Genomic DNA, 26,507 nt, shown 5'->3' on the forward strand with positions numbered 1-26,507 from the left:
AAAAACAATACTTTATCAAGTAATGGGATTAGTCTTCGATCACAATACCCATGCTACGTGCAGTACCTTCTACCATTGACATAGCAGCTTCTACTGATGCTGCATTTAAGTCAGGCATTTTAGTTTCAGCGATTTCGCGTACTTTATCACGTTTCACTGTAGCTACTTTTTTACGATTTGGTTCACCTGAACCTGATTTGATACCAGCTGCTACTTTAAGTAGAACTGCTGCCGGTGGAGTTTTTGTAATGAAAGTGAATGAACGATCTTCAAATACAGAAATCTCAACTGGAATAATCAAACCTGCTTGGTCCGCAGTACGAGCGTTGAATTCTTTACAGAATCCCATGATGTTAACACCTGCTTGACCCAATGCAGGACCTACTGGTGGTGCTGGATTTGCTTTACCAGCTGGGATTTGAAGTTTTACAACTTTAACAACTTTTTTAGCCACGAGACACACCTCCTTAAGTCCGTGATGTGGTAATTGGGTTTCCCCTCCCACTCAATATCTGTCTGTCGGCTGAATCCGATAACATTAAAAATTACTATATCATAACATGTGATATATTTTTCACAGTATGACCTATGAAATGATAACACTTTTTAAAATGCAAGGCAAGTACCTTGTATTTAAACTTTTAGAACTTGATCAAAATCTAGTTCCATTTTTGTTTCACGACCGAACATGTCCACTTTAACATTTACTTTGCCTTTATCAGCGACAATTTCTTCTACAATTCCTTGGAAATGAGCAAAAGGTCCTTCAAGAACTTCAACTAAATCACCTACACCGAAGTCTAGGTCAACAGTTGCTTCGTTTTCGCCCATTTGTTGTAGAATTGCTTCTACTTCTTCAGGAAGTAATGGTGTTGGTTTTACCCCACCACCTGAAGAACCGATGAAACCAGTCACCCCTGGTGTATTACGAACAACATACCAAGCATCATCTGTCATAACTAATTCTACTAATACATAGCCTGGGAAAGTTTTACGCATATATGTTTTTTTACGACCGTCTTTTACTTCAGTTTCTTGCTCTTCTGGAATAATCACGCGGAAGATTTTATCTTGCATACCCATTGTTTCAACACGTTTTTCTAGGTTTGCTTTTACTTTGTTTTCATAACCTGAATAAGTATGAACGACATACCATTTTTTCTCCATAATAGATAGGACTACTCGTCCTTCCCTCCTTTTCTAAAGGCAAAATGAAAAAACCCGTTACAACACACGGGCTATTTCAGACATATTAACTTTATTAAATCATAACTCCAAGTACCAGCGCAATAATTTAGAAACACCTAAATCGATTACCATGAAAAATGCAGCCATAAACAGCAAAGTTGTAATGACGATAATTGTATATTTCGTCAATTCTTTACGTTTTGGCCAACTTGTTTTTCTCATTTCTGATAGAACACCGCGGAAAAACACACCTAACTTACCCATCCAACCAAACCTCCGAATATAATCATATATACATAACGTATTGTATTATCTAGTCTGTTTATGTAATGTATGCTCATTACAATGTGAACAATATTTTTTAAGTTCCATTCTCTTTGAACTGTCTTTAGCCGCGGGTACATGATAATTTCTAGCCCCGCATTTTTCACAGCTTAATGCTACTTTTTGTGTCATGCTATCACCTTTACGGAATTGTCCTTTTAAAAGCCTATCATCTATTAGAAAAGCTGTCAACTTACCTCTTAACCCTATAAAACTACTATTCTACTTCTAAATGCCGTTCTAATTTTCGCTTAATACGTTGTAAAGCATTATCAATCGACTTAACGTGCCGATCTAATCTAGCAGAAATTTCTTGGTAAGAGCAACCTTCTAAATAGAGGGTTAAAACTTGTCTCTCTAAATCACTTAAGACTTGTCCAATTTTCTCTTCTAAATAGTTAAACTCTTCACGATGAATGATTAATTTCTCAGGATCATCAACTGTCGCCCCTGTAAGCATATCCATTAGCGTTTTCGTTGATTCTTCTTCAAAAACTGGCTTATCTAGTGAAACATATGAGTTAAGTGGTATATGTTTCTGTCTAGTGGCCGTTTTTATAGCCGTAATAATTTGACGCTTAACACAAAGTTCAGCAAAAGCTTTGAAAGAAGCTAATTTATCATCTTTAAAATCCCGGATTGCTTTATACAATCCGATCATACCCTCTTGCACAATATCCTCTTTATCAGCACCAATTAAAAAATAAGATTTAACTTTTAAGCGTACAACCGGCTTATACTTACTAATTAGGAAATCCAATGCTTCTGTATCGCCATCGCGTGCCGCTTCTACTAGTTGCTCATCAGTCAAAGTCTCAAATTGTTGATGCTTAACGTGTAAATGATCACTTGTTAACAAAGTATCACCCCAATTGCGCTAGCCTATTTAAACATAGTATAACGGAATTGGAAAATATCAGTCAATCACTCAATTTATTTCCTCTACGCATTTGTTCGAATTTTTCTAAAACATCTGCTGATAATTCAATTTTAGAGCTAGGTTTTTGGACTTGAATATTTTTAACTTTTTGAGAAATTTGAGTGCGTACATTTTGGATTTCAATTTCAAATTCACGCGCAGATTTTCGAAGAGCACCATTTCCAAATATTACACTTTGTTCAGCCATATCTGATGTGGCTACGTAAATTTTGTTTCTCTTGGTTGTTAGTTCAGCAGTGAGCTTTTCAATACGATCATCTGCAGTTTCTTTTGCTCTGGTATAAATAACTTCAACATTATGCTGTGTCATCTTTGTAGCGATGCCAGGAACGAGATACGCGTCAAAAACGACAATGACGCGCATTCCCGAGTAAGCTTGATAGTCTGCCATTAACTCTATCAGTCGATCTCTCGCATCTATTAGCTTATGTTCTTTTAACGCTTGTAGTTCCTTCCATGCACCAATAATGTTATAGCCATCAACTAAGAGTATGTTCATCAGCAGCCACCTTAAATTTCTTGACGTTTACGAAGTACTTCATACATCAGTAAAGAAGCTGCGACGGAAGCATTTAGAGATGTGACATGTCCTACCATTGGTAAATTATAAAGAAAATCACATTTTTCTTTTAGGATGCGACTCATACCTTTGCCTTCACTACCAATAATAACAGCCAAAGGTAATGTAGCATCCATTTTACGATAATCTACCGAACCTTTCGCATCAGTACCAGCGATCCAAACACCACGTTCTTTTAACTCTTCCACTGTTTGTGACAAGTTATTAACACGTACTGTCGGAATATATTCAATAGCTCCTGTAGATGCTTTTGCAACAACAGCTGTTAAGCTAACTGAACGACGTTTCGGAATAATAATACCATGTGCACCTACTGCATCAGCTGTTCGCATAATTGAACCAAGATTATGTGGATCCTCTAATTCATCCAAAATGATAAAGAATGGATCTTCTCCTCTTTTTTCAGCTAATTTAAAAAGATCATCGAGTTCTGCATAATTATAAGCAGCAACAGAAGCAACAATTCCTTGATGATTTTCAGAAGATAATTGGTCCACTTTTTTCTTAGGAACAAATTGTACGATTACGCCACGCTCTTTTGCTAAATTAAGTAATTCGTTAATGCCACTTTTTTTGACGCCTTCTGCAATCCAAATTTTATTAATATCTCTTGTAGATCGAAGTGCCTCAAGTACTGGATTTTTTCCGGCAATTATTTCTTTTATTTGTTCAGTCATTATTTCGACACCTCTTTCTTATTTTCAACTACATGAATAGCATATTGGATAATTGCATCAACGCGTTCATGCTGCCCTGTTAAATATAAATAGCCGAGAACCGCTTCAAAAGCCGAGCTATAATTATAAGTTTGAACATCTGTATTTTTAGGTATAGAACCAGATTTAGCATTACGGCCACGTTTTAATACAGCCATCTCTTCTTCAGTAAAGTAATCCTCATCTATCATTTGATGAATCACCATGGATTGGGCTTTCGCTGATACATAATGAGTTGCCTCACGATGTAGAACTTTTGGCTTTACACGACCTACTCTTAATAAATGTTCACGAATCGCTATTTCTAATACTGCATCGCCCATATAAGCTAAAGCGAGTGCATTTAATTGTTTTACATCTGCATTACGAAGTTCTCCCACTTCATTAACCTCGTTTCCATCGAACACCTTGACGCGTATCTTCCAAAATAATGTTCATATCTTTCAATTGATCTCGAATTTCATCAGCACGTTTAAAATCACGATTCTTTCTAGCTTGTTGACGTTCTTCGATTAACGCATCAATTTCTTCGTCTAATAATTCTTCTTGTACTTCTAGTTTAATACCTAGCACATTTGAAAGTTCGTTTAATGTATTGATAAATTCTTTTAATAATTCTTCGTTTGTGTTTGTTTCGTTTAAATATTTATTGGCCTCTGTAGATATGTTAAATAAGGTTGCAATTGCATTTGCTGTGTTAAAGTCATCATCCATTGCCACTTCAAAGTTTTGGCGTTCTTGTTGGATGACATCTAACCAAGACTGCTCTTTGTCGCCTATGTTGGCCGTATTTTTTAGGCGATGTGTTAAGTTGTTATAAGAAGTACGGATGCGTTCTAAACCATTAGCTGCTGCTTCGACCAAGTCTTGTGAAAAGTTGATTGGGTGACGATAATGAACAGAAAGCATAAAGAAACGCAATACTTGTGGATCTATCTGTTGGATAATATCATGTACCAAGATGAAGTTGCCAAGTGATTTGGACATTTTTTCATTATTAATATTAATATAACCATTATGCATCCAATATCGAGCAAATGTTTTGCCTGTATAGGCTTCTGATTGAGCAATTTCATTTTCATGATGAGGGAACGTCAAATCTTGACCTCCTGCATGAATATCAATTGTATCACCAAAATGGTTATGGACCATCACCGAACACTCTATATGCCAGCCAGGTCTACCATTTCCCCAAGGACTTTGCCAGAAAATTTCACCTGGTTTTGCTGCTTTCCAAAGCGCAAAATCGAGTGCATCATCTTTCTTTTCTCCTGCTTCAATTCGTGCACCAATTTTCAAATCATCCACAGATTGATGTGATAATTTTCCGTAATCCTTAAACTTACGTGTACGATAATACACATCTCCTTGAGATTCATAAGCGTAACCTTTTTCAATCAATACAGCGATGAAATTAATAATTTCATCCATATGTTGCGTTACACGTGGATGTGAATCTGCCTTTTGGCATCCAAGAGCTGTAATATCTTCAAAATAAGCATTTATAAAACGTTCTGTTAGTTCGGAAACTTCTTCTCCTAACTCATTTGCCGCTTTAATAATCTTATCATCCACGTCTGTAAAGTTTGAAACATACGTAACTTCATAGCCGCGATATGTTAAATAGCGACGCACTGTATCATAGACGATAACAGGACGTGAATTCCCAATATGAATGTAGTTATATACAGTTGGACCACACACATACATTTTAACTTTGCCTTCTTCAAGAGGTACAAAAGGCTCCTTTTCACGTGTTAATGAGTTAAAAATTTGAATACCCATGAGAAATTATCTCTCCTTTTTACTCTGCTCTAATTCTCTATACAATTCATTGATCTTTTGTTCCATTTGCTGGCAACGATCTTCCATTGGATCCGGTATATTTTGATGATCTAGTTTTTGCTCACGGTTTACACGAACACCATCTTGTATCACAACTTTACCTGGAATACCAACAACTGTAGCATTTGGGGGTACCGGTTTCAAGACAACTGAACCTGCACCAATTTTACTGTTCTCTCCAATTGTAATAGAACCAAGTACTTTTGCACCAGTTGCAACCAGTACATTATCTTGTAGTGTAGGATGTCTTTTACCTTTTTCTTTTCCGGTCCCTCCTAATGTTACACCTTGATATAAAGTACAATCATTGCCAATTTCACATGTTTCACCAATAACAACACCCATTCCATGATCAATAAAGAAACGACGGCCAATTTTTGCACCTGGGTGAATTTCAATACCCGTAAAGAAGCGGCTAATTTGTGAAATAGACCTTGCTATAAAGTAAAATTTACGTTTATAAAAAGCATGTGCAATTCTATGGGACCATATCGCATGTAAACCAGAATAAGTTAAAACTACTTCTAGTGTACTACGAGCCGCTGGATCATTTTCAAAAATTGTTGCAATATCTTCTCTCATTCTTTTAAACATATATAAGCCTCCTTTTAAATAAAAAATAAAAACGCCTCTGCCGTAATAGACAGAGGCGCCTTGAATGCGCGGTTCCACTCTGGTTGAAAATATTTTTAAAATATTTTCCACTCAAACGTCTTTAACGGCGACAAACCGACTAAGCTTACTAATTTGCATACGCAAAGCAGGTGCGTTACGCTTTTATTATTTTCAACTTAGCACTCAGAGGTGCATTTCTGTTTTGCATTGGCTCAGATCACTTTCAGCCGGTGATGATCCTCTCTTTAGAGCGTACGCCACATACTTCTCCTCTTCAACGTTTTACATTTATTAGCTTAATTGTACAATGAAGCAGAAAAAAATCAATAAAAATTATTTTACATATTTTTCAATACGTTTAAGTACAGTTTCTTTGCCAAGTAGAACAAGTGCATCATTTAGTTCTGGACCATGCATTTCACCTGTTGTAGCAACGCGAATAGGCATATAAAGATTTTTACCTTTATGACCTGTTTCTTTTTGTACGGCTTTGATAGCTTTTTTAATTTCTGCTGGTTCAAATTCTTCTAAAGTTTCAAGTTTTTCTTTAAATGCAGCCATAACTTCTGGTACTTGTTCACCAGCTAGAACTTCTTTTTCTTCATCATTAAATTCTAGTTCTTCTGTAAAGAACATTTGAGATAATTCTACGATTTCAGCACCATAGCTCATTTGCTCATGATAAAGACCAATTAATTGACTAGCCCATTCAGCTTCTTCAGCTGTTGGATTTTCTGCTACCATACCTTCTTTTTGTAGGAATGGTAAACATAGTTCAACCACTTGCTCATGAGATAGTTTTTTCATGTATTGGTTGTTCATCCATTTTAATTTATGCGTATCATACATAGATGGTGATTTAGAAAGACGTGATTCGTCAAATTGAGCGATTAACTCATCCATTGAGAATATTTCTTCTTCACCTTCTGGAGACCAGCCAAGTAATGCTAAGAAGTTTAGCATAGCTTCTGGTAAATATCCTAGCTCTTTGTATTGAGAGATGAATTGGATAATAGATTCATCACGTTTTGAAAGTTTTTTATGGCTTTCGTTAACGATTAATGTCATATGACCGAATTGAGGTGCTTCCCAGCCAAATGCACGATAAATCATCAATTGTTTTGGTGTATTTGATAAATGTTCTTCACCACGGAATACATGTGTCATTTCCATTAAGTGATCATCAAGAACAACAGCAAAATTATATGTTGGAATACCGTTTGCTTTTACAATTACCCAGTCACCGATATCTTTCGATTCAAATGTTACTTCTCCACGAATAATATCAGTAAATGTGTATGTTTCATTTTCCGGTACCTTGAAGCGAATTGTGTAAGGCATACCTGCTGCTTCTTTTTCAGCTACTTCTTCAGCAGTTAAGTGACGGCAAGTCCCTTTGTACATTGGCGCAGCTACACCGTTTGCACGTTGAGTTTCACGTTCAGCTTCTAATTCTTCTGGTGTACAGAAGCATTTGTAAGCCATACCCATATCGATTAATTTTTGAGCAGCTTCTTTATAAGTGTCTAAACGTTCCATTTGGCGATAAGGAGCGAATGGACCACCGATTACTGGTGATTCTACAGGTTCAATACCTAACCAAGCTAGGTTATGAAGTTGTGATTCTTCGCCACCTTCAATGTTACGAGCTATATCTGTATCTTCAATACGGAAGATGAAATCTCCGTTATAGTGTTTTGCATATAAATAATTGAACAGTGCTGTACGTGCACCACCGATGTGTAAGTGTCCTGTTGGACTTGGTGCATAACGAACACGAACTTTGTTAGCCATGATTAAAATCCTCCTATTTATCGTTCAAAAAAATTCAACTTTGTCCATTTTACCACTGCAACTACAAAAATTAAAGAAAGTCAATTTTTTATAAGTAAAATTGTTGCCATTGAAGCAATTCCTTCTTCACGACCAGTAAAACCTAGTTTTTCTGTAGTCGTTGCTTTTACATTAACTTGAGAAGGTTCTGCATGTAAAAGCTCTGCGATACAATTACGCATTTGTTCGATATATGGCGCTAACTTTGGTCGTTGAGCCATTATTGTACAATCTACATTGCCTAATGAGTAACCTCTGTCTTCTACCAGTTTCCAAATAAATGCTAATAACTTTGCAGAATCTGCATTCTTGAATTCAGGGTCTGTATCCGGAAAATGACGACCTATATCACCTTCACCAATTGCGCCAAGCGCCGCATCTGTGACAGCATGTAACAATACATCTGCATCTGAATGGCCTAATAATCCTTTATCATGAGGAATCGTAATCCCTCCAATAATTAGCGGAAGTCCTTCCGCAAAAGCATGTACATCAAAACCTTGTCCTATTCGAAACATAATTATCCTCCTATACGTTGGCTCAGAATTGCTTCACCAAACACTAAGTCCTCTTTAGTAGTTATTTTAACGTTTTCATAGCTACTTTCAACAATATATACAGATTGTCCCAAACGTTCTACAAGCATTGCTTCATCAGTTCCCAAGAAATGATCTTCTTCTGCTTGTTGTTCTGCACGTTTTAGTATCTCGAAGTTAAATGCTTGTGGTGTTTGAATCATCCATAGGCTCGAACGGTCTACTGTCTCTTCAATGACACCATCCTTTACACGTTTCATTGTATCCTTTGCACGAACTCCAGCTATTGCTGCTCCCTTGGCATGTGCTGCCTCAACTAACTTATGGATAGTAGGTATTGTGATAAAAGGTCTTGCTGCATCATGAACCAATACGATTTTCCCGTCTTCCACCTTTTTAACACAATTATTCACACTATATTGTCTTTCTGAACCTCCATCAAGAAGTGCTCTTACTTTTGTAATTTGATATTTGGCTAAAAGCATTTCAATATATGAACGTTCCTCCGGTTTTACCGCTAACCATATCCCTTTACATTCACCATCTTGTTGAAATACCTCTAATGTATGTATCAAAATAGGTTTTTGTCGTAATTCCAAAAATAATTTATTTCGCCCTGCAGCCATTCTTTTTCCACTACCTGCTGCTGGTAATATAACATCGTATTGCACGTTCTTGTCTCACTTCCTCATCAATGAAAAGACAAGGCAAATTGCCCTGTCTCTTTTTTCTTTTGAATTATGCCATTCTTCCATTTTGCTTTGGTTTTGCAAATATCATTCGTCCTGCAGAAGTTTGTAATACACTTGTGACAATTACAACAATAGCTTGGCCAATATACGTTTTTCCTTCTTCAACAACAATCATCGTACCATCATCCAAATACGCGATACCTTGGTTATGTTCTTTACCATCTTTGATCACTAACACGTTCATCTCTTCGCCAGGAATAACTACCGGTTTCACTGCATTTGCCAGATCATTTATATTAAGAACCTCTACATTATGCAAATCACAAACTTTATTTAAATTAAAATCATTTGTTAAAATTTTTCCACCCATTTTTTTGGCAAGACGAACTAATTTTAAATCCACTTCTTGAACATCTTCAAAATCGACTTCTGTTATTAAAACTTGCGAAGCTCGTTCATCTTGAAGTTTTCTTAAAATATCAAGTCCCCTGCGACCCCTTGTACGTTTTAATGTATCTGAAGAATCGGCAATATGTTGCAACTCGGTCAACACAAATTGAGGGACAACCAAAATTCCTTCGACAAAACCTGTTTCAGAAATGTCTGCAATTCTTCCATCGATAATGACGCTTGTATCTAAAAGTTTATAGATAGTCCCCGAAATTTCTATTTCATCTGTAGATCTTTTCTTCGAGCTATTATGAGATTTACCTGTGGTAAATACATTGATTAACTCATCTCTTTTTTTAAACCCTACTTGGAATCCTAAATATCCCAACACAATCGATAATAGAATCGGCAAAACAGTTGTAACAATAGGAATGTTCACACTATCGATTGCAAAACCTATTAAATATGCAACAATCAGTCCAATGATTAAACCAAGTGTACCGAACAATAAATCTCCTACAGGTGCTTTCAATAGTTTTTCTTCCATCCATCTGATAAATTTCACAAAGTAGTCCGAAAGTAAAAATGAAAATCCAAATAATATTAACGCACCAATAGCAACTGAAGTATACGGATTATTTAGCCATGGGTTTGAAGATAAATGAATCAATTCGTATAATGGCGGTAATATAAATAAACCCATTGTTCCTCCGATAAAAAGAAACGCAATTTGGATAATTTTCTTAAGCATTTGTTACACCTCCTAGATTAACAATTATTATTACATATCAACGCGTGGTATACCTATATAAAACAATCTATGACATATAAATTTAAATATAGTCATTAAATGATCAAAAAAATTACAAACCTTTAAAACTAAGTTTTAATGCTTGGTTCACGGTATCAACTCCAAGCACTTCAATATCATTTGGATAATCCCATCCACCTATGTTTGATGATGGAATTATAGCACGTTTAAAACCTAATTTAGCTGCCTCTTGCACTCTTTGTTCAATGCGAGAAACACGACGCACTTCACCGGTCAAGCCTACTTCTCCGATATAGCAATCCATCGGTTTCGCTGCAACGTCTCTAAAACTTGATACAATGCTAACTAAGACCGCTAAGTCAATGGCGGGTTCATCTAATTTAACACCACCAGCCACTTTAATATAGGCATCTTGGGCTTGTAGTAGCATACCCATTCTTTTTTCTAGCACTGCCATCAATAGTGAAATACGATTTTGGTCAACACCTGATGCCATTCGTTTAGGATAGTTAAAACTTGATGGTGTTACAAGTGCTTGAATTTCCACCAAGATGGGTCTAGTCCCTTCCATCGAAGCTACAACAGTCGAACCTGGTGCTCCTTGCGAACGCTCTTGTAAAAACAATTCTGAAGGATTTAACACTTCTTTCAAACCATTCTGAAGCATCTCAAAGATAGCAATCTCATTTGTTGAACCAAAACGATTCTTTTGGCTACGTAAGATTCGATACGTATGATGACGCTCACCTTCAAAATACAATACAGTATCCACCATATGTTCCAAAATACGAGGACCTGCAATTTGACCTTCTTTTGTTACATGCCCAACTAGGAAGATGGCAATATTCTTTGTTTTAGCAATTCTCATGAATTCAGCAGTACATTCTCGAACTTGAGATACACTCCCTGGTGCACTCGTTACATTTGGATGGTAAACTGTTTGAATTGAATCTACAATAACAAACTTTGGTTTTACATCCTCAATAGTTTGGTTTAAAAATTCTAAATTGGTTTCTGAGTAAATATATAATTCAGCTGACTTCACTCCAAGACGTTCTGCTCTTAGTTTCGTTTGACGAATAGATTCCTCTCCAGAGATATAGAGTACACGATGGCCCTTATTTGACAAAAGTGCTGATAATTGTAGTAACAATGTAGATTTCCCGATACCTGGATCCCCACCAACTAATACAAGTGATCCTGGTACCACTCCACCTCCTAAGACGCGGTTCAATTCTTTAAGTTCAGTTGCTACTCTTGGGGCTTCTTCTGATTCTATAGAAATGATTGGCATTGCCTTTTGTGAAACAGTATCAGAATGTTGAAATGCACCTCTCGGACCTTTTGATACTATCTCTACCTCTTCTACCATCGTATTCCATTCTCCGCACCCTGGACATCTACCTAGCCATTTTGGCGATTCGTATCCGCATGAATTGCAAAAGAATTTAGTCTTTTTTTTAACCATATTTTTCTCCTTATATAGTGTCATTTCTTTACTTCATATTATAAAACAAGGCATCCCAAATTTCTCATTTGGAATGCCTTTTACGACATATATACTCTTTTCGCTATAAGTAATTCATCATTTTGTAATAAGTTCTTTTACATTAACAACAAATTTATCGTCTTCTACATCAAATACAACTCGTTGGCCATTTAACACGGTGCCTTTTAAAATTTCTTCAGAAAGTCGATCTTCCACATGTTTTTGGATAGCTCTACGTAATGGTCGTGCTCCATACTGTGGATCATATCCTTCCTTCGCTATTTTCTCAATAGCACTTGGTGTTAACTCAAGTGTAATATTTTGTTCCTCTAATCGTTTCGTTAATGTTTTCGCCATAAGAACAACAATTTTATTTAATTCTTCTTTTTCTAATGAATGGAAGACAATCATTTCATCAATACGGTTTAAAAACTCAGGACGGAAAGCTTTTTTCAACTCTTCCATCATTACATTTTTTGCATTTTCTTGACTTTGTGTTGCGCTTTGAGCACCAAACCCAAGGGATTTACGATATTTTAATGCTTCTGCTCCAATATTAGAAGTCATAATGACTACAGTATTACGGAAGTCAACAACACGTCCTTTAGAATCAGTCAATCGACCGTCATCAAGAACTTGTAGAAGAATATTGAAAACATCTGGATGTGCTTTTTCAATTTCATCAAGTAAGATAACAGAATATGGCTTACGACGAACTTTTTCTGTTAGTTGACCGCCTTCATCAAAACCTACATATCCTGGTGGTGAACCTACAAGGCGTGAAGTCGAATGTTTTTCCATGTACTCAGACATATCAACTCGAATCATTGCATCTTCATCACCAAACATAACTTCTGCCAAAGCTCGAGCAAGTTCTGTTTTACCTACACCTGTTGGGCCTAAGAAGATAAATGATCCAATTGGACGTTTCGGATCTTTTAATCCAGCACGTGCTCTACGAATAGCTCTTGAAATAGCTTCAACTGCTTCACCTTGACCTATGACACGTTTGTGCAATTCTTCTTCAAGATGTAATAACTTCTCAGATTCTTCTTGAGCTAATTTAGAGACAGGCACTCCTGTCCACATCGATACGACTTCCGCAATATCATTTACCGTTACTTTTGACTCTGCTTTTCCTTGAGCTTCTTTCCACTCTTTTTTGGTTGTATTTAGTTTGTCTTTTAGCTTTTGTTCAGTGTCACGTAATGATGCAGCTTTCTCAAACTCTTGTGATTGAACTGCAGCCATTTTCTCTGAATGAATCGAATCTAGCTGTTGTTCTAATTCTTTTAAGTCAGGCGGCGTTGTAAATGAACGTAAGCGTACTTTTGAACCTGCTTCATCGATTAAATCGATTGCTTTATCTGGCAAGAAACGGTCCGAAATATAGCGATCTGACATTTTAGCAGCTGCTTCAATTGCTGCATCTGTAATTTTCACACGATGATGTGCTTCATAACGATCACGCAATCCTTTAATAATTTGAATAGCTTCATCTACAGTTGGCTCATCTACTTGAATTGGTTGGAAACGACGTTCAAGCGCAGCATCTTTTTCAATATATTTGCGATATTCATCTAACGTTGTGGCACCGATACATTGTAGTTCACCACGTGCTAGAGATGGTTTTAAAATATTGGATGCATCAATTGCACCCTCTGCACCACCCGCACCAATCAATGTATGCAATTCGTCGATAAATAAGATGACATTACCAGCTTGACGTATTTCATCCATAACTTTTTTCAAGCGATCTTCGAATTCACCACGGTATTTGGTACCCGCCACTACAGTCCCCATATCTAAAGTCATCACACGTTTATCACGTAGTGTTTCTGGAACCTCATTGTTCACAATTTGTTGAGCAAGACCTTCAGCAATTGCTGTTTTACCTACACCGGGTTCCCCGATTAATACAGGATTATTTTTTGTTCGACGAGATAATACTTCAATAACACGCGTAATTTCTTTGCTACGGCCAATTACAGGATCTAAGCTACCTTCTCTAGCAATTTGAGTAAGGTCACGTGCTAAGCCATCCAAAGTTGGTGTATTTGCTGCTGGAGCTGCGTTCGTATTTGCTTGTGGATGATCACTACTCCCCAAAAGTTGTAATACCTGTTGGCGAGCTTTGTTCAGGCTTACACCTGCATTATTTAATACTCGTGCCGCTACACCTTCACCTTCACGAATTAATGCTAAAAGTAAATGTTCTGTGCCAATATAGGAATGGCCTAATTTACGTGATTCATCAACTGATAACTCGATGACCTTTTTAGCTCTAGGTGTATAATGAACGATTGGGCCAACATTTTTTGTCCCCATTCCAACTAATTCTTCAATACCTTCTTCAATCATGTCAGTACTTACATCGATTGCTTCAAGTGCCTTTGCAGCAATTCCGCCACCCTCGCGGATTAGCCCTAATAATATATGTTCAGTACCAATTGCCTCGTGTTTCATACGAATTGCTTCTTCTTGTGCAAGTTGCAAAACCTTTTGAGCACGCTGTGTAAAACGATTATACATCATAAAAAATCCTCCCCTTCTTCACCGTTTCTACTGTTTAGAGTCGTTATTGTTCATTTGCAATTGTTCTCTAATAATGGATGCACGGTAAACATCTCTTTCATTTGCTTGGAGTGTTGTACCTGCATGTTGTTGTAAAAAACCCGGTTGCATGATTAACATGCACTCATTTAACACACGATCCGGAATAGGTGGTATCAACCCCAAATCTATACCCAATCGTACATTTGATAAACAATTTGCTGCTTCTTCACTCGATAGGATTCTTGCATATTGTAAAACACCTAGCGAGCGATTTAATCGGTCAGACACAGCAATGGATGCATGTTCTAATAACGCTCTCCTTGCACCAATTTCCTTTTGAACGATTTGTTCAGCAACACTTTGTAAATCTAAAATTATATCTTCTTCGGGCTTACCAAGTGTAATTTGGTTTGAAATTTGATAGTAATTTCCGATAGCCTCTGTACCCTCACCATAAATCCCACGCACAACCATTCCTAATCGTGCCATCGTATTAATAAGTGGACCCATTTGATTCGTAACTGTTAGAGCAGGTAAATGCATCATCACAGAAGCTCTAAGTCCAGTACCTGTATTAGTTGGGCAGCTTGTTAAATAACCAAACGAATCATCAAAGGCGTATGGTAATTTTCTTTCTAACAAGCGATCCATTTCATCCGCTAAATGATATGCTTTATCTAATTGTAACCCTGGTTGTAAGCATTGAATTCGGATATGATCCTCTTCATTTATCATAATACTAACCGTTTCATCTTCTGATACTAAGATTGAACCCATTTTTGTTTTATTTGCCAATTGTGGACTTATTAAATGTTTTTCCACTAATACCTGTCGTTGTAATGCTGGCATGTCATGAAGTGAAAAATAGGAAAACGGAACATCTAGATTATTGTCTTCATCAATAACTGCACTAGATACAAGCTTATCAATTTGTAATGCTTCATCATCTGAAAAAGCCCTTGGAAAACGAAAGCCTGTTAAATTCCTAGCCAATCGAATACGCGTACTCATAATAATATCCCCATAATTAATATCTCCACGCATCCAAAGAGGTGGCTTACTTTTTAGAAAATGATCAATGCTCGTCACTTTCCTCACCCCCCGATTGTAACTTTTTCTCTAATTCTCGAACTTGGTCTCGAATAGTAGCTGCATCTTCAAAACGTTCTTCCTCAACAGCCGATTTCATGTCTTGCCGTAACGCTTCAATTTGCCTTTTCATCTGGTAACTTTCGTTAATAGAACCAGGTACTTTTCCAATATGCTCAATCGCACCATTATGAAGTCTTTTAAGTACTTGAGGTAATTGTTCCTTAAAAGTTTCATAACAAGTTGGGCAATTAAATTTCCCTTCTTCTAAGAACTTTCTATAAGTCATACCACATTGTGGACAACTATCGTTTTGAACTTTTGTCTGAGTATTACTAATTGGAACTGCCTGAACCGACCAGCTTGGTGTCCCAAACCAACTTGAAAATAATTTTTGCACTGCATTTGGGTCTTCATCTGAATCGAGGTTCAAGTGAAAATGATCCAACTGCTTATTACACACATCGCAATAATGCCTAGTCAATTTTTTACCATTTTTCATTTGTGTAACTGTGATAGTAGCCGGTCGCTGTTTACAATTTTCACAAATCATACCTTGCACCTCTTTACGTTTGCTTGTCATACTTTAACGTTAATAACATAGCGTGCAATATTCGTGCACGTAATTCATCCCTTACCGGCAAGTTAATACATAGTACTGAACGATCAAGTGCTGCAATCATCATTTTGGCTTCTCTACGGGTAATCACATCTTCGTCAATCAAACGGAAAATAAAATCTTGAGTCGACGACTGGGATATTGAATCACCGACTTGTTGTAAAATTTCATCGATCAGTTCTGCCTCAGAGTTAGCCTTTACACGTAAAATTCGAATATAGCCGCCTCCACCACGTTTACTTTCTACTATATAACCACGTTCAGCAGTAAATCTTGTATTAATGACATAATTTATTTGTGACGGTACACATTGAAATTTATCGGCAATCTCACTTCTTTTTATCTCAATATGCCCTTTACCACCTAATTCAATAACTTCCTTCAAATACCCTTCAATAATGTCAGAGATATTTCGCATTTAGCTTCCACCTCACTCGCATCACTGACTTTGACTATCTTTGACTATATTATATAAGGCTATAAAAAATGTCGCAAATATTCTGCATTACTTTTTATGGTTTTCGTTTTTCTAATATACATAAAAAGCATACCGCTATATGCAGTATGCTCAACAATTAACTGATTAAATCCACTTACCCACTATAGGATAATCCCACGCTTCATCTTGCAACGCTTTAACAATCCCAATGATCGGAACAATAATACCCATAAGACCGAAGACAATAATCATCGGAATACCAATTATAGCTAAAATTATGGTGATGGATAAGAAGGTCCCAACACCAACTAATAACCACATTACAAATTGGAATAACAACGCTTGAATGGATAATTTTTTTACTTCTTCATCTTTAATAAAAAGGAAGAAGAGTATTGGCACTAAACATGGAGCAAAAAATGCACTTGCATGCAAGATCACTTTTATTCCCTTTTCCTCCAAACTAATCACTCACTTTCAATGTACTAAAAGCATTTATGTTATAGCTATTTTACGTTCAATACGATAAATAAGTTTCACTTTTTATAAAACTTTACATAACCCCTTTCTACTAAACTGGAACATTTCAATTATTGTTTCGTCTTTTTTTATATAACAAAGTAAGGAGGTTGTTTCCTATGAAAAAAGCACTTTTACTTATAGGGACAATTCTACTCAGCTTACTCATTTTTATCGGTATGCCCTACTACTTACTAAAAAGTTCATTAATGCACAATTGCAGCGAGCAATCAGCGACATGTACCGAAACAATGCATCATAAATTATCCCACGAAATTTCAATTCACCCCGATTTTCGGGATTCTAATATACTAGAGAAACTTTCAACTAATAAACCCGGCTATTGAAATCTTTAGTAGGGATCATTTATAACGAGAAAACTTACTAGGCTATTCCTTTCTACTATAAAATTTTGCTAGCTATGGTTGTCGAATTAAGATTCCACCATTCTCATTACAAGAGGCTTGTCTCAAAAGAGCTTTTCAGACAAGCCCTTTTTCTATTCAATTTATGGAAACATTAGCATTTTTGTGAGAGGATAAGTATAACAATGGTTGAAATGAGGCGTAACAATGATTCGAACACTTGGAGTGACTAATGATCAACAACTAAAAGTGAATTTCCCATTAGAAGAAATTAAACAAGGTCAATTCGATTGGTATTGGGTAGATTTTGTGAAACCTGATGCCAAAGAAGATGCATTATTAGATACCTTTTTCCACTTTCATCCTTTAGCAATTGAAGATTGTTTAATGCGTCTACAACGCCCAAAAATAGATTATTACGATGATTATCATTTTCTAGTTGTCCATAAGATTAACGAAGAAACATTTGAAGCTGAAGAAGTAAACCTGTTCGTTTCCCCTAATTTTGTGGTAACTTATCATAAATCCTCTGTACCGGAATTTGACGTTGTAAGGAATCGATTAGCAAATCGTCCACAGACTTGGGAACGGGGGTCTATTTTTGTTATGTACCAAGCAATAGATAAAATTGTAGACAGTTATTTTCCTATGGTATATAACATCGAAGACCATTTAAATGAAATTGAAGATCATTTGAATTATCAAAATAGCACAAAATCCATGGGTAATGTATTCGACTTACGAAGCGATTTACTTCATATAAGAAGAACGATTTTACCAATGCGCGATTTACTGTATCGTATATTAAATTCTTACCGATTTAATTTGGGCGATCAAGAAAGGGTCTATTTTGGAGATATTCATGACCATTTACTCAAACTAACTGAAATGGTTGAGTCGAATCGTGAACTAACAGCTGATATGAGAGATAGCCATATGTCAGTAAACGCTACTCGTATGAATGGTATTATGATGATTTTAACAATTATTTCATCTATCTTTATCCCATTAACCTTTATAGCTGGGGTTTATGGTATGAACTTTAAGCATATGCCAGAACTTGAATGGCATTATGGATACTTCATTATTTTATTAGCGATGTTAGGCATTGCTATTTCAATGATAGCTTGGTTCAAATATAAAGGATGGTTTGACTTATTTAAACCATAAAAAATGCCTCTTTCATTTTTATGAACGGAGGCATTTTTACTTTTTAAAGAAGATTCTATTTCAAAAATTAGCGACTGATAAATTTTAAACTATTTATCTTTTATACCGAATAAAATAAATGACAAAATGTAAGTTACTAAAGTTGCTCCAGCTGCAATTAAAATACGATTAGTAGTTGGGACTGAAGTGTAATTAGAATTCAGTAACATCATAGAAGATACAGCAACTACAGCAGCTAATGGTAATGCGTATTTCATACCTCTTTGTTTATCCATTCTATCGTACATCCTTTTCTCTAAAACATTTTCTTTATTGTAGCATGCTAACATCTATACGTAACTTAAAACCTGTGACAATCTATTTTCTACCTTGATATAAAACTTGTTTTTTTGTTTAAGAATACTCTATATCTTATACATTTAATTACATTGTAATAATTCCACGCGTAAAATATTGAAAAAAATGATAAAATGATAGATAAATCGGTATAGTCAATATTAATTATATAACTAATGAAATGGAGACATTATGGTGGCACTTTGGTCTAGTAAACGTAATATAAACAAGAGCAATAACTATTTCAATATTAATCAATACATTGGACAAGTCACATTAGATCTATCAAAACATCCAGAAATACAAAAACAAGCTAAATTATTGCAACTAACAGTAGAGGACTTAGCAATTATTAAACAACTACAACCACTTTCACAGGAATTAATCGTCGAAATGGTTGACAATTTTTATAATTCTATTAGTCAATCATCGGATTTAAGCAATATTATCAATAAATATTCCGCTATTGATCGTTTAAAAGTAACACTTACACGTCATATTACAGAAATTTTCAACTGTCATATTGATGATGAGTATATTCAACAAAGGATTAAAATCGCTCATGTACATGTTCATATCGGTCTAAAATCTAAATGGTATATTAATTCTTTCCAATCCTTAACGACAACTTTTTCAGCATTTATACAACGACTAGAGCTATCAAATTATGATACAGCACTAGCTATTAATGCTTTTTCTAAAATCATAAATTTAGAACAACAAATTGTCATAGAAGCTTATGAACTAAAACAAGAAGATGAACGTATCCAAGCAAATGAATTTAAGCATAATATTATTCTTTCAGTTCAAAGCACTTCACAAGAATTAAGTGCAATTAGTGAAGAAACAACAGCTTCCATTCAATCATTGGCAAGCCAAGCGAATGATATAACGCAATCTACTCAACAAGGACTTGAATTTGTTACTTCTACTCAAGAAAAATCTGAGAGTGGCAAACAACTTCTAGAAGAACAAACGAAACTTATGAATCAAATGTCAAAAAGCGTATCCACACTTGATGATACAATGAGCCAATTACGTGTATCATCTCATAAGATAAATGAAATCGTACACCTTGTTACAGATATTGCGGATCAAACTAATTTATTAGCATTAAATGCTTCTATAGAGGCAGCCCGTGCAGGTGAGCATGGTAAAGGTTTTGCAGTCGTAGCAGAAGAGGTCCGCAAACTTGCCGAAGAAACAAAAAATGCAGTTCAAAATGTATCACACCTTATTGAAGAGACAGAAAATAATATTGAAAATATGTCGAGTTCCGTAAAAGGTGTTGATACACAAATAACAAATGGTGTTAGTATGCAAAGTGAATTAGAAAAATCATTTCTTAAAATTGCTGAGGCAGTAGCTGGGATTAAAACAATTAATGAAGACACAATGGAAGACATCACAACAATTTCACAACTGTTACGTGATTTAAGCGAAGGTGCTATGCAAGTCTCAACATCTGCCGATCAATTAACGAATATCGCAAACAGTCTAGATTAATAGAAATTATCTATAAGACAACTAACAGGAATTACTTAAATCTAAAAAAACGTCAACCCCGTATATCGAGTTGACGTTTTTCATTTTCTTTTATCATTTACATGGTAAAGAATTCATGCGGCATACTACGCTTTTCTTTACGATGTTCACGACGTTGGGGACCTGTTTCGAATAATCTCTTTTCAGCTTCTGTTTCAGGATATACAGGAGCAACTTCTTGTGGTTTACCATCCTTATCTACTGCAACCATAGTTACAAATGATTCAGTTGTTAGTCGCTTTTCGCCTGTATGAATATCTCGTGATTGCACAATAATATACAGCTCCATTGAAGTTCGACCAGTAGAACTTACGATAGCTTCCAATTCTAACACCTCACCTGAATGAACAGGAGAGATAAAATCAACCGAATCAAACGATGCTGTAACAGTTTGCATTTTAGCATGTTTCATAGATGTTATGGCAGCAATTTCGTCAATATACGCCAAAACTTTTCCACCGAAAATAGTATCCATATGATTTGTATCTGGTGGCAATACTAATCTTGTTTGAATAGTTCTAGATTGACTCATTGGAATAGGTTTAAGCATAAACAACACCCCTTTAAAATGTATCTGTATCTATGCTATATTTAAATCTGTATCTATGCAACAATAAAGCATTAGTTTATATATATTATGTTGTTATATAATTCCTAAAGACATAAATATTACAGTTTAGTTTTAATTGTTATAAACTTCATTTCTGTCATTTCTTGAACTGCGAATTTAATTCCTTCACGTCCATAACCGCTTTTTTTAATACCACCATATGGCATATTATCGATACGGAATGTTGGAACATCATTAATAATAACAGCTCCCGCTTCTAGTTCATCTGCTGCTCTCATTGCATCTTCTAAATTATTTGTAAAAATACCAGCATTTAAACCTAAGTCGGATTTGTTCAATAAATCGATAGCTTTGTCGAATGTTTCATATGGAACAATCGACACAATAGGTGCAAATGTTTCTTGACATACTATTTTCATATCTGGTTTGACATTCGTCATGACGGTTGGTGTCAAAGTACGTTCTGTAAAAGTACCACCTGTTGCAACAGTAGCTCCCTGCGCTTTTGCCTCTTCAATCCATTCAGTAATTCTAGTAACTTCTTTCGGGTTTATCATTGCACTTACATCTGTATTTTCATCCATCGGATCACCAACAACTAATTTTTCAGTTGTCTCCACAAATGCTTTTGTGAATTGTTCATAAATTGATTGGTGGACAAAAATCCGTTGCAATGAAATACATACTTGTCCTGCAAATCCAAATGCACCTCCTACACATCGATCAACAATTTTTTCTATTGGTGCACTCGGTTCAATGATCAATCCTGCATTAGAACCAAGTTCAAGTGTTACTTTCCGTAACCCCACTTTTTCTTTTATCTTCAGTCCAACAGTGCCACTACCTGTAAACGTTACTTTTTTAACAAGTGGATGTGTAACTAAAATATCGCTTAATTCGCTTCCGCTACCTGTCACAATTTGAAGCATACCATCTGGTAATCCTGCCTCTTTAAAAATTTCAGCCATCACAATACTACTTAGTGGTGTTTGCGTAGCTGGTTTTAACACAACTGCATTTCCTACTGCAAAAGCTGGTCCTAATTTATGTGCTACTAAATTAAAAGGAAAATTAAAGGGCGTAATCGCTGATACCACGCCTAAAGGAACACGTCTTGTCCAACCAATCCGATCAGATACGCCAGGCGCTGCATCCATTGGTATCGTTTCACCACTTACTTGTTTCGCTGCTTCTGCAGCAAATTGATAAGTTGCAATAGTGCGATCAATTTCAGTTAACCCTGCAGATAACGGTTTACCTGCTTCTAGTGCCAAAATTTCAGCAAATTCTTGTCGACGTCCTCTCATTATATTTACAACACGGTATAAAATCTCAGCTCTTTCATAAGCAGTTGATGATTTAAATTTTTTAAATGCTTCTTGTGCACTTTCAATCGCATATGCTACATCTTGTGGAGTCGCTTTTGCTACTTTTGCAATCACTTTCCCATCATAAGGTGATGTTAGCTCATAACTTTCTTTTGTATCTACCCATTGTCCATTAATCCATAGTTTTGTTTCTTTCAACACAAAACACCTCCATTTATGTTATACCCTCTTCTCTCCATACTATCACCTTTATTTGCTTAATGTCGTATAGCAAATTCAATTTTATCGGAAGATTTTATCATTTAAACTTTTGTAAAAGGGCATGAACATTAAGTAAAATATTGTTCATTAAAAAAGGGCCTGTCCCATAAGTAGAACACTTACGAGATAGCCCTTCTTTCTAATATGAGATTTCCGGTTTACAAAAGTTTTTTTACCTTTTCATATTCTTCATTTGTGAATACTCTTGAATTCGTAATGAAATGTTTTTCTTCTATACTATCCAGTGAAAAGGTAGCACCTCTACCTTCAACTGCATCTATAATTAGTTGCGTATGTTTCCAATAGTCATATTGACTCCTATGCATATAGAAAGGAACATTCCCTATGGAGCCAAGGTATATATCTGAAGCACCTAGTATAAAGTCACCCTCTCTATAGCACATAGGCGCAGAACCGTCACAACACCCAGCAGATTGATAAAACATGATAGGTCCATAAATGCTCTTCATATGTTCAATTAAGGTAAGTGCATCTTCTGTAGCAACAACACGTTCTACCATCTCTTTACCTCCTGACTTAGAAGAAGCCTTGTGGTTTACGGTTATAACTAACTAGTATATTTTTCGTTTGTTGATAGTGTTCAAGCATCATAGCGTGATTCTCTCGGCCAATCCCAGATTGTTTATAGCCACCGAATGCAGCACCTGCTGGATATTGGTGATACGTATTTGTCCAAACTCGGCCGGCCTGAATCGCACGACCTGCACGATATGCAATATCGCCTGAACGAGACCATACACCTGCCCCTAAACCATATACAGTATCATTTGCTATTTCAATTGCTTCCTCAAAATCTTTAAAAGTAGTTACCCCAATAACTGGGCCAAAGATTTCTTCCTGGAAGATACGCATTTTGTTGTTTCCTTTAAACACTGTAGGTTTAATGTAATATCCACCTTCAAGGCCTTCAATATGGTTTTCTTCACCACCAATCAAACATTCAGCACCCTCTTCTTTCCCTAATTTTAGGTAAGAAAGAATTTTTTGCTGCTGTTCATTAGAGGCTTGAGCACCCATCATGACTTCCGTGTCTAGTGGATTACCAATTTTAATCGCTTCAACACGTTGTAATGCGCGTTCAATAAATTTATCATAAATGGATTCTTGGATTAGTACACGAGATGGACATGTACAAACCTCGCCAGAGTTTAATGCAAACATAACTAAACCTTCAATTGCTTTATCCAAAAATTCATCATCATGATCCATCACATCTTCAAAGAATATATTTGGAGATTTACCACCAAGTTCGAGTGTAACAGGAATAATATTTTCAGTCGCATATTGCATAATTTGACGACCAACAGCCGTTGATCCAGTGAATGCAATTTTTGCAATACGCGGATTTGTAGCAAGTGGTTTTCCTACTTCGATGCCAAAACCATTTACGATATTCACAACACCTGCTGGAAGTAAATCTTGGATTAACTCCATCACTACCATAATAGATGCTGGCGTTTGCTCAGCTGGTTTCAACACAACACAGTTTCCTGCGGCTAATGCAGGAGCAAGCTTCCAAACTGCCATTAAAATCGGGAAATTCCAAGGGATGATTTGTCCAACAACACCAAGAGGCTCTTGAAAATGATAAGCAACGGTATCGTCATTTATTTGAGAAGTACGTCCTTCTTGAGCGCGAATGGCCCCCGCAAAATAACGGAAGTGATCAACTGCTAACGGAATATCGGCATTTAACGTTTCACGAACGGCTTTTCCATTATCCCATGATTCGGCTACAGCTATCATTTCTAGGTTTTCTTCAATACGATCTGCTATTTTGTTTAAAATTTGAGCACGTTCTGCTGCAGAAGTTTTGCCCCAAGCATCTTTTGCTGCATGTGCCGCATCTAGTGCCAATTCAATGTCTTCAGCAGTAGAACGAGCTGCCTTCGTAAAAACTTTTCCGTCAATCGGTGAAATATTTTCAAAATATTGTCCCTTTAAGGGTGCTACCCATTCGCCACCGATAAAGTTATCGTATTTTTCTTTGAAATGTACGATTGCGCCTTCAGTATTAGGATTTGCATAAATCATAGTAGAATCTCTCCCTTTATCAATATTGAAAACTCACTCCCTTAATATCCACTCAATTCTTTTAATATATCAATCTACCAAATTTGTCTGAGAGCGTTTTCACTTATTATAATGCCTTATACGCGTCTTATATTCAAATAATTCGCAAATTTTTATATTTTCGTTAAAAATTATTGTTCTTGCTGCGTTGAATAAGACTTAAATAGGAATGGAATTCTAAAAGTAAAACAATTATAAATTAGCTCAATGATATTGATAGTAATGATGTTTATGTGGCATTGCACTGTTATTTAAAACAATCCCTAAAATTTTCGCTTGAGAATTTTCAAGCGCTGCCCTCGACTTTAAAATATCCGCTTTTTTGGTCTTATTTCTATTAACTATTAATAATGTTGCGTTGCACTTATTGGATAAAATTCGTGCATCTGTAACCGGTAATAATGGAGGTGAGTCAAATATAACCAAGTCATATTCCTGAGTTACAATACTTATAAATGTATCCATCGTTTGAGATGCCAATAATTCTGATGGATTTGGTGGTAGAGGTCCGCTTGTTATCACATCTAATCCTACTATTGAAGTTTCTTGCACTGCTTCTTGAATAGTCTGATGTTTGATCAGTATACTTGATAGACCCTCTCTATTTGATAATCGAAATGTATGATGTAGTGTTGGTCTGCGCATATCGGCATCAACAAGTAATACCTTTTTTCCCTCCTGAGCAAAAACAACTCCTAGATTAGCTACATTCGTTGATTTCCCTTCACTTGAAAGGGATGAAGTAACAAGTAATGTTTTTAGATCTTCCCTCGGAGCAGAAAATGTAATATTTGAGCGGATTGTTCGAAACTGTTCTGAAATGATGGATTTAGAATTTGATATCGTTATAAGATTTCTCTCTAGTTTCAAAAGGTTATTTTTTTTTCGTTTTTTAAAAAGGACCACAATTAGACTCCCCCTACTCTACGAGATTGAGTTGGCATCTTTTTTTTCTCTTTTCTTGAGAAAATCATCCTTTTATCTTCAACAATAGGACCAACAGAGCCGATAACTGGCAGTTCTAACATCTCCTCAATATCTCGTTCGGATTTTATTCTTGTATCAAACGTTTCAATTAAAATAGCTATCCCTATGCCCAACAGTAATCCGACAATTGCTGCAATGCCCATATTTAATATTTTATTGGGCTTAATGGGGGTTGGATTTTCATCTAGTTTAGCAATTGATAATATATTTATATTATCCACTTTCATTAATTGCGGTATATTGCTTTCAAATACTTGAGCAACTTCATTTGAAATTTCCACTGCTTTCGCTGGACTTGAGTCTTCTACTTGAATCGTTAGCACTTGCGAATTGTTAGTACTTGAAACTGATATCTGTTGTGTCAGCTCTTCAGGGGTACTTTCTAATTGAAGATTATTAATAACTTTTGTTAAAATCACAGGGCTTTTGATAATGACATTATACGTATTGATTAACTGTAAATCCGCATCAATCTGTTGTGAGGATAGATATTGGTCCCCTTGTTCATATTTTTGATTGACTAGAATTTGGGTTTCCGCTTTATATACTGGTTTTAATACAAAATTATTCAGAGCTATCGCAATCCCAATAAAAATTATTGTTACTGATATGATTAAAAATGCAAATCTCTTTAAAATTATTATTAAATCACTTAGTTTGATCGTTGTTTCCAAGTCTCTCCCCCTGTTCTAGTTACCTATTATTTTC

The 26,507-nt window shown here is 35.9% G+C and carries 30 protein-coding genes and 1 other annotated feature; of the genes, 3 read left to right on the top strand and 27 right to left on the bottom strand.

All coding sequences use genetic code 11. The features are described from left to right. Positions 1-28 precede the first annotated feature (28 nt). From rplK to CW357_RS03960, 20 genes are all read right to left on the bottom strand, one after another. A complete protein-coding gene (rplK, locus tag CW357_RS03865) occupies positions 29-454 on the bottom strand; it encodes a 50S ribosomal protein L11 (RefSeq protein ID WP_146013888.1) in 426 nt (141 codons plus the stop codon). A 179-nt stretch (positions 455-633) separates the two neighbouring features. After that, positions 634-1,167, bottom strand: coding sequence for a transcription termination/antitermination protein NusG (gene nusG / locus CW357_RS03870; RefSeq protein ID WP_119415311.1), 534 nt, complete (start codon positions 1,165-1,167; stop codon positions 634-636). 99 nt (positions 1,168-1,266) lie between these two features. After that, entirely contained in the window at positions 1,267-1,452 is a 186-nt protein-coding gene (secE, locus tag CW357_RS03875; protein ID WP_119415312.1) for a preprotein translocase subunit SecE, read from the bottom strand. A 45-nt stretch (positions 1,453-1,497) separates the two neighbouring features. Then, positions 1,498-1,644, bottom strand: coding sequence for a 50S ribosomal protein L33 (gene rpmG, locus CW357_RS03880; RefSeq protein ID WP_119415340.1), 147 nt, complete (start codon positions 1,642-1,644; stop codon positions 1,498-1,500). 85 nt (positions 1,645-1,729) lie between these two features. Beyond that, positions 1,730-2,371: an RNA polymerase sporulation sigma factor SigH gene (gene sigH, locus CW357_RS03885; protein WP_119415313.1), complete on the bottom strand. Its 642-nt coding sequence runs from the start codon at positions 2,369-2,371 to the stop codon at positions 1,730-1,732. A gap of 61 nt (positions 2,372-2,432) precedes the next feature. Next, positions 2,433-2,951, bottom strand: coding sequence for an NYN domain-containing protein (locus CW357_RS03890; RefSeq protein ID WP_119415314.1), 519 nt, complete (start codon positions 2,949-2,951; stop codon positions 2,433-2,435). Positions 2,952-2,962: 11 nt separating this feature from the next. Continuing rightward, positions 2,963-3,709, bottom strand: coding sequence for a 23S rRNA (guanosine(2251)-2'-O)-methyltransferase RlmB (rlmB, locus tag CW357_RS03895; RefSeq protein ID WP_119415315.1), 747 nt, complete (start codon positions 3,707-3,709; stop codon positions 2,963-2,965). Further along, positions 3,709-4,128 (bottom strand): Mini-ribonuclease 3, encoded by a 420-nt coding sequence (locus tag CW357_RS03900; protein WP_119415316.1) that lies wholly within the window; start codon positions 4,126-4,128, stop codon positions 3,709-3,711. Before CW357_RS03900 ends, rlmB begins: the two co-directional genes overlap by 1 nt. A gap of 4 nt (positions 4,129-4,132) precedes the next feature. Further along, on the bottom strand, positions 4,133-5,533 hold the full coding sequence (cysS, locus tag CW357_RS03905; RefSeq protein ID WP_119415317.1) for a cysteine--tRNA ligase: 1,401 nt from the start codon (positions 5,531-5,533) through the stop codon (positions 4,133-4,135). Positions 5,534-5,539: 6 nt separating this feature from the next. Continuing rightward, positions 5,540-6,187 (bottom strand): serine O-acetyltransferase, encoded by a 648-nt coding sequence (gene cysE / locus CW357_RS03910; protein ID WP_124217385.1) that lies wholly within the window; start codon positions 6,185-6,187, stop codon positions 5,540-5,542. A gap of 48 nt (positions 6,188-6,235) precedes the next feature. Then, positions 6,236-6,495: a binding site (T-box leader), on the bottom strand. 46 nt (positions 6,496-6,541) lie between these two features. After that, positions 6,542-8,002, bottom strand: coding sequence for a glutamate--tRNA ligase (gene gltX, locus CW357_RS03915; protein ID WP_119415319.1), 1,461 nt, complete (start codon positions 8,000-8,002; stop codon positions 6,542-6,544). Positions 8,003-8,082: 80 nt separating this feature from the next. Then, on the bottom strand, positions 8,083-8,559 hold the full coding sequence (gene ispF / locus CW357_RS03920) for a 2-C-methyl-D-erythritol 2,4-cyclodiphosphate synthase (RefSeq protein WP_124217387.1): 477 nt from the start codon (positions 8,557-8,559) through the stop codon (positions 8,083-8,085). Positions 8,560-8,561: 2 nt separating this feature from the next. Continuing rightward, the gene (ispD, locus tag CW357_RS03925; RefSeq protein ID WP_124217389.1) at positions 8,562-9,248 is read right to left on the bottom strand and encodes a 2-C-methyl-D-erythritol 4-phosphate cytidylyltransferase; all 687 of its coding nucleotides are present in this window, start codon (positions 9,246-9,248) and stop codon (positions 8,562-8,564) included. Between the two features lie 67 nt (positions 9,249-9,315). After that, positions 9,316-10,410 carry a PIN/TRAM domain-containing protein gene (locus tag CW357_RS03930; protein WP_119415322.1) on the bottom strand — a complete coding sequence of 365 codons (1,095 nt, stop codon included), beginning with the start codon at positions 10,408-10,410 and terminating at the stop codon, positions 9,316-9,318. Positions 10,411-10,522: 112 nt separating this feature from the next. Continuing rightward, on the bottom strand, positions 10,523-11,899 hold the full coding sequence (gene radA / locus CW357_RS03935; protein ID WP_124217390.1) for a DNA repair protein RadA: 1,377 nt from the start codon (positions 11,897-11,899) through the stop codon (positions 10,523-10,525). Between the two features lie 117 nt (positions 11,900-12,016). Beyond that, on the bottom strand, positions 12,017-14,455 hold the full coding sequence (locus CW357_RS03940; protein WP_124217391.1) for an ATP-dependent Clp protease ATP-binding subunit: 2,439 nt from the start codon (positions 14,453-14,455) through the stop codon (positions 12,017-12,019). Between the two features lie 27 nt (positions 14,456-14,482). Beyond that, positions 14,483-15,520, bottom strand: a complete 1,038-nt coding sequence (locus CW357_RS03945) for a protein arginine kinase (protein WP_164489535.1) — start codon at positions 15,518-15,520, stop codon at positions 14,483-14,485. A gap of 31 nt (positions 15,521-15,551) precedes the next feature. After that, positions 15,552-16,118: a UvrB/UvrC motif-containing protein gene (locus CW357_RS03950; protein WP_124217393.1), complete on the bottom strand. Its 567-nt coding sequence runs from the start codon at positions 16,116-16,118 to the stop codon at positions 15,552-15,554. Positions 16,119-16,131: 13 nt separating this feature from the next. After that, on the bottom strand, positions 16,132-16,602 hold the full coding sequence (locus CW357_RS03955; RefSeq protein ID WP_119415326.1) for a CtsR family transcriptional regulator: 471 nt from the start codon (positions 16,600-16,602) through the stop codon (positions 16,132-16,134). Positions 16,603-16,767: 165 nt separating this feature from the next. Continuing rightward, positions 16,768-17,085 carry a magnetosome magnetite crystal formation protein family gene (locus CW357_RS03960; RefSeq protein WP_119415327.1) on the bottom strand — a complete coding sequence of 106 codons (318 nt, stop codon included), beginning with the start codon at positions 17,083-17,085 and terminating at the stop codon, positions 16,768-16,770. A gap of 176 nt (positions 17,086-17,261) precedes the next feature. On the opposite strand from CW357_RS03960, the gene CW357_RS03965 reads away from it, so the two are divergent. Both CW357_RS03965 and corA read left to right on the top strand, forming a co-directional pair. Further along, positions 17,262-17,489, top strand: a complete 228-nt coding sequence (locus CW357_RS03965) for a hypothetical protein (protein ID WP_119415328.1) — start codon at positions 17,262-17,264, stop codon at positions 17,487-17,489. Positions 17,490-17,714: 225 nt separating this feature from the next. Further along, the gene (gene corA, locus CW357_RS03970; protein WP_119415329.1) at positions 17,715-18,677 is read left to right on the top strand and encodes a magnesium/cobalt transporter CorA; all 963 of its coding nucleotides are present in this window, start codon (positions 17,715-17,717) and stop codon (positions 18,675-18,677) included. A gap of 89 nt (positions 18,678-18,766) precedes the next feature. Here corA and CW357_RS03975 read toward each other — a convergent pair whose 3' ends face one another. Next, a complete protein-coding gene (locus CW357_RS03975) occupies positions 18,767-18,964 on the bottom strand; it encodes a hypothetical protein (RefSeq protein WP_147414467.1) in 198 nt (65 codons plus the stop codon). A 244-nt stretch (positions 18,965-19,208) separates the two neighbouring features. Between CW357_RS03975 and CW357_RS03980 the strand changes: the two genes are divergently transcribed. Then, the gene (locus CW357_RS03980) at positions 19,209-20,519 is read left to right on the top strand and encodes a protoglobin domain-containing protein (protein ID WP_371683712.1); all 1,311 of its coding nucleotides are present in this window, start codon (positions 19,209-19,211) and stop codon (positions 20,517-20,519) included. A gap of 97 nt (positions 20,520-20,616) precedes the next feature. Here CW357_RS03980 and CW357_RS03985 read toward each other — a convergent pair whose 3' ends face one another. The 6 genes from CW357_RS03985 to CW357_RS04010 all read right to left on the bottom strand — a co-directional run bounded on the left by CW357_RS03985 (position 20,617) and on the right by CW357_RS04010 (position 26,473). Then, on the bottom strand, positions 20,617-21,108 hold the full coding sequence (locus tag CW357_RS03985; RefSeq protein WP_119415332.1) for an acyl-CoA thioesterase: 492 nt from the start codon (positions 21,106-21,108) through the stop codon (positions 20,617-20,619). A 119-nt stretch (positions 21,109-21,227) separates the two neighbouring features. Beyond that, positions 21,228-22,655 carry an aldehyde dehydrogenase family protein gene (locus tag CW357_RS03990; RefSeq protein WP_124217400.1) on the bottom strand — a complete coding sequence of 476 codons (1,428 nt, stop codon included), beginning with the start codon at positions 22,653-22,655 and terminating at the stop codon, positions 21,228-21,230. A 221-nt stretch (positions 22,656-22,876) separates the two neighbouring features. Beyond that, positions 22,877-23,239: a DUF779 domain-containing protein gene (locus CW357_RS03995; RefSeq protein WP_124217401.1), complete on the bottom strand. Its 363-nt coding sequence runs from the start codon at positions 23,237-23,239 to the stop codon at positions 22,877-22,879. Between the two features lie 16 nt (positions 23,240-23,255). After that, positions 23,256-24,773 carry an acetaldehyde dehydrogenase ExaC gene (locus CW357_RS04000; RefSeq protein ID WP_124217403.1) on the bottom strand — a complete coding sequence of 506 codons (1,518 nt, stop codon included), beginning with the start codon at positions 24,771-24,773 and terminating at the stop codon, positions 23,256-23,258. A 243-nt stretch (positions 24,774-25,016) separates the two neighbouring features. Then, positions 25,017-25,718 carry a CpsD/CapB family tyrosine-protein kinase gene (locus CW357_RS04005; protein ID WP_124217405.1) on the bottom strand — a complete coding sequence of 234 codons (702 nt, stop codon included), beginning with the start codon at positions 25,716-25,718 and terminating at the stop codon, positions 25,017-25,019. A 2-nt stretch (positions 25,719-25,720) separates the two neighbouring features. Continuing rightward, on the bottom strand, positions 25,721-26,473 hold the full coding sequence (locus CW357_RS04010) for a YveK family protein (protein WP_124217407.1): 753 nt from the start codon (positions 26,471-26,473) through the stop codon (positions 25,721-25,723). Between the last annotated feature and the right edge of the window lie 34 nt (positions 26,474-26,507).

Source organism: Rummeliibacillus sp. TYF005 (genome assembly GCF_003844195.1).
Lineage (GTDB): Bacteria > Bacillota > Bacilli > Bacillales_A > Planococcaceae > Rummeliibacillus.

What these genes read in the sequence shown, in the direction of transcription:
- nusG (WP_119415311.1), bottom strand. Translation starts at nt 1,167, where the DNA reads ATGGAGAAAAAATGGTATGTCGTTCATACTTATTCAGGTTATGAAAAC.
- secE (WP_119415312.1), bottom strand. Translation starts at nt 1,452, where the DNA reads ATGGGTAAGTTAGGTGTGTTTTTCCGCGGTGTTCTATCAGAAATGAGA.
- rpmG (WP_119415340.1), bottom strand. Translation starts at nt 1,644, where the DNA reads ATGACACAAAAAGTAGCATTAAGCTGTGAAAAATGCGGGGCTAGAAAT.
- CW357_RS03890 (WP_119415314.1), bottom strand. Translation starts at nt 2,951, where the DNA reads ATGAACATACTCTTAGTTGATGGCTATAACATTATTGGTGCATGGAAG.
- rlmB (WP_119415315.1), bottom strand. Translation starts at nt 3,709, where the DNA reads ATGACTGAACAAATAAAAGAAATAATTGCCGGAAAAAATCCAGTACTT.
- cysS (WP_119415317.1), bottom strand. Translation starts at nt 5,533, where the DNA reads ATGGGTATTCAAATTTTTAACTCATTAACACGTGAAAAGGAGCCTTTT.
- cysE (WP_124217385.1), bottom strand. Translation starts at nt 6,187, where the DNA reads ATGTTTAAAAGAATGAGAGAAGATATTGCAACAATTTTTGAAAATGAT.
- gltX (WP_119415319.1), bottom strand. Translation starts at nt 8,002, where the DNA reads ATGGCTAACAAAGTTCGTGTTCGTTATGCACCAAGTCCAACAGGACAC.
- ispF (WP_124217387.1), bottom strand. Translation starts at nt 8,559, where the DNA reads ATGTTTCGAATAGGACAAGGTTTTGATGTACATGCTTTTGCGGAAGGA.
- CW357_RS03930 (WP_119415322.1), bottom strand. Translation starts at nt 10,410, where the DNA reads ATGCTTAAGAAAATTATCCAAATTGCGTTTCTTTTTATCGGAGGAACA.
- radA (WP_124217390.1), bottom strand. Translation starts at nt 11,899, where the DNA reads ATGGTTAAAAAAAAGACTAAATTCTTTTGCAATTCATGCGGATACGAA.
- CW357_RS03940 (WP_124217391.1), bottom strand. Translation starts at nt 14,455, where the DNA reads ATGATGTATAATCGTTTTACACAGCGTGCTCAAAAGGTTTTGCAACTT.
- CW357_RS03945 (WP_164489535.1), bottom strand. Translation starts at nt 15,520, where the DNA reads ATGCGTGGAGATATTAATTATGGGGATATTATTATGAGTACGCGTATT.
- CW357_RS03950 (WP_124217393.1), bottom strand. Translation starts at nt 16,118, where the DNA reads ATGATTTGTGAAAATTGTAAACAGCGACCGGCTACTATCACAGTTACA.
- CW357_RS03955 (WP_119415326.1), bottom strand. Translation starts at nt 16,602, where the DNA reads ATGCGAAATATCTCTGACATTATTGAAGGGTATTTGAAGGAAGTTATT.
- CW357_RS03965 (WP_119415328.1), top strand. Translation starts at nt 17,262, where the DNA reads ATGAAAAAAGCACTTTTACTTATAGGGACAATTCTACTCAGCTTACTC.
- corA (WP_119415329.1), top strand. Translation starts at nt 17,715, where the DNA reads ATGATTCGAACACTTGGAGTGACTAATGATCAACAACTAAAAGTGAAT.
- CW357_RS03975 (WP_147414467.1), bottom strand. Translation starts at nt 18,964, where the DNA reads ATGTACGATAGAATGGATAAACAAAGAGGTATGAAATACGCATTACCA.
- CW357_RS03985 (WP_119415332.1), bottom strand. Translation starts at nt 21,108, where the DNA reads ATGCTTAAACCTATTCCAATGAGTCAATCTAGAACTATTCAAACAAGA.
- CW357_RS03995 (WP_124217401.1), bottom strand. Translation starts at nt 23,239, where the DNA reads ATGGTAGAACGTGTTGTTGCTACAGAAGATGCACTTACCTTAATTGAA.
- CW357_RS04000 (WP_124217403.1), bottom strand. Translation starts at nt 24,773, where the DNA reads ATGATTTATGCAAATCCTAATACTGAAGGCGCAATCGTACATTTCAAA.